At 75.2% G+C, this 2721-nt stretch carries 3 protein-coding genes; all 3 read right to left on the bottom strand.

The features are described from left to right. Nucleotides 1-149: 149 nt before the first annotated feature. Nucleotides 150-938 (bottom strand): bisanhydrobacterioruberin hydratase CruF, encoded by a 789-nt coding sequence (gene cruF, locus ND748_RS29610; protein WP_251749494.1) that lies wholly within the window; start codon nt 936-938, stop codon nt 150-152. A 74-nt stretch (nt 939-1012) separates the two neighbouring features. Next, nucleotides 1013-1591 carry a GNAT family N-acetyltransferase gene (locus tag ND748_RS29605; protein WP_251749495.1) on the bottom strand — a complete coding sequence of 193 codons (579 nt, stop codon included), beginning with the start codon at nt 1589-1591 and terminating at the stop codon, nt 1013-1015. Nucleotides 1592-1790: 199 nt separating this feature from the next. After that, nucleotides 1791-2721, bottom strand: a 931-nt coding sequence (locus ND748_RS29600) for an FAD-binding oxidoreductase (protein WP_251749493.1), incomplete at its 5' end; no start/stop codon positions are given.

Raw genomic sequence — 2721 nt, 5'->3', positions numbered from 1 at the left:
CGATCGGCGCACCACAATCACCGCCGGCCTCTACTCCCTGGCCGCAGCGACCCTCCCCCCAACAACCGCAACCCGCCGCGCCCTCCCCGACGCCACCGCCGCCGCCCGCACCGCCCCGGCCCGCACCACCGCCCCGGCCCGGACTGCCGTCAGCGCCACCCCCACCGCCCTGGATCGTCCGCTCGGCGATCGGTGCGCCAGGGTCGCAGCGCCACGGCCAGCACCGCTCCCATCGCGATGCCGCCGGTGACCGCGACACCGGGTTCGCCGAAGAAGACGAGGTTCGCCAGCACACACGACAGGTAGGTCCAGGCCAGCAGGGTCAGCGGGATGCGCTCGTCGCGGCGGGAGCGGGGCAGGCGGTGCGTCGGGTCCGGCAAGGCCAGCAGGACCGCGGCCATGACGGTGCCGACCAGCAGCCAGCCGAGGAAGTTCGTCAGCGGGATCCCGTTGAGGGCCGGACCGCCGCCGAGCCACTGCCAGTGCCCGGCGGTGACCATCTGCGGGTCGAGGAACAGATCCCAGGTGGCCAGCACCAGACCGCCGAGCACGGCGGCGCGGACCGGGGCGCGCCGGTGCCGCCGGACCAGGACGTAGGTGGGATAGGCCATCATCGCCCAGGCCAGCGGCACCACGACGGCGACGCCGCCCAGGCGGGGGCCGAGCGAGCCGGCGTAGTCGTAGCGGCCGAACGGAACGCCGGTGTGGACCCCGAGCATCTCCACGGCGAGTCCCCCGCCGACGGCCACGGAGAGGAAGCCGGCGGTCCAGAGCGGGCCGCGGGTGGTCAGGGCGTGTGCCGTCGACGCGGCGAAGAACAGCAGGACCGACGCGACGGCCAGCGCGCTGCGCCCGGTGTTGCCGACGAGCGGGTAGGGGATCTGCACCGCCACCGTGGCCAGCACGGGAATCCAGGCCCAGACCGGCGCCCGGCGCACGGGCGGTTCGTCCGGGATGCTCCGGCCTGCGGGCCGGGCCGACCCGAGCGCCGTGGACGCCGGGCCGTGGAGGGTCACCGCACCGGTGCCGGCTGGTCGGCGTCGCCGGCGAGCTCGCCGTCGGGGCTGGCGGCCGACGGGCCCCGCAGCTCCTTGCCGAGCACCGCGTAGGGGGTGAGCGTCCCGGGGAACTGGAAGTCCGACAGCAGCGGGACGAAACCCTCACTGGCGTACAACCGGCGCGCCCGGCTGCCGGCCGGTTCGAGCGCGGACAGCGCCGCGGTCCGCTGCGGAACGTCCCGCAGCAGCTCCCGCAGAAGCTGCCGGCCGATTCTGCGGCCCTGGTAGGAGGGCAGCACGTGCAGTTCGACGATCTCGAGGCAGTCGTCGAGCCAGTGCGCCGCCGTGGCCGCTGCGAGCGCGTCCGCGACGACATCGTGCCACCACTGGCCGGGCTGGCCGGGCAGTGCGTAGGTGATGCCGACGAGGGTGTCGTCGGAGGTGACCGCGGCGACGGCGAGCAGGTCGCGACGGTCGAAGTGACGACGCGCATGCAGGGTCCGGTCCCGGGCGGCCCGGACGGGGTCGGCCTCGTGGTGATCGAGGAACGCGGCCTTGTAGACGGCGATCACCTCGTCGAGCCGGGTCCGCATGCGGCTGGGCGACCAGCGGACCACGCTCACGTCCCCGTCGGTCACCGGCGTCGCCTCCTGTCGTCCCTCGGCGCGTCGACCTGGTCCCGCGAACGGGTCTGGCGAGCCAGGAGGCCGGGGCACACCAACACGTTGCTCGACGATAACGCGCCACTGGCAGGGCGCGCCGAGCGACGGGAGCGCCTGCTACGTAACGTCATCACTCTGCTGCGCAGGGCACCTTCGCCGGGATGCGTGGGAGGCCGATCCGGTCGCCCGCCATCGCGAGGCCCGCGCAGCGGGAAGCGCCGTCGAGCAGGTCCGCGACCAGGCCGGCGACGGCCGGCGCCTGCACCGCGCCGCCCGCGTTCGTCCCCGCGGCCACCAGGACCCGGCCGGCGTGGCCCGGTAGCGCGGTGATGAGGGGGAGGCCGTCGGGGGTGGTCGGACGTTCGCAGACGCGCACGTCGCGCACGTCCAGACTGCCGTCGGCCCGCCGCAGCGCCGGAAACAGGCCGGCGATGGCCCGTTCGGCGACGTCTCGCAGCCCCGCGATGCCCGCTGCGGCGGCCTGGCGCTCGGCCAGGCCCAGGTAGCCGAAGCCGCCACTGACGTGGATGAACGTGCCGTCGGGGGAGAGCGAAATGTTGATCACGCCGAGCGGATCGCCGGCATGGATCTTCGCTGGGCGGCGCAGCCCGGGGTTTGGCAGGGTCAGCGACAGGCCGAGCAGATGCGCCACCGCGCCGGCCCCGGGCCAGGCGGCGCCGAGCAGCCGGTCCAGGTCGCGGCCCCCGGTGGTGATCACGACGTGATCCGCGGGCAGCACCGAGCCGTCGTCGAGACGCAGCCGCACCGCGCCGCCGCCGCCGCCGTTGTTGTCGTCGCCGTTGTTGTCGTCGCCGCCAGGGTCGGGGTCGAGCCCGCGCACCCGGACGCCGGCGCACACCTCGACGCCGAGGTCGGTGAGCCGGTTGGCCAGCGCCGTCGCCAGATCGTGGATGTTGACGGCGAAGCCGTCCACCTCGACCGCGCCCGCGATCTCCCGCACGCCACCCGGCAGGGGCACCGAGGCGCCCAGGCCCGGCCAGTCCCGGGCCAGCGTCTCACCGGGCAGGCGCACGGCGCCGGTGCCGGCCGCGCGCTGGAGC

It is taken from the genome of Frankia sp. AiPs1 (assembly GCF_023716945.1).
Classification (GTDB): Bacteria; Actinomycetota; Actinomycetes; order Frankiales; family Frankiaceae; genus Frankia.
The sequence above is the reverse complement of the archived record's forward strand: the minus strand, read 5'-3'. Positions and strand labels throughout refer to the sequence as shown.

Excerpts from the sequence above, each read along its gene's own strand:
- ND748_RS29605 (WP_251749495.1), bottom strand. The coding sequence starts at position 1,591 with ATGCGGACCCGGCTCGACGAGGTGATCGCCGTCTACAAGGCCGCGTTC.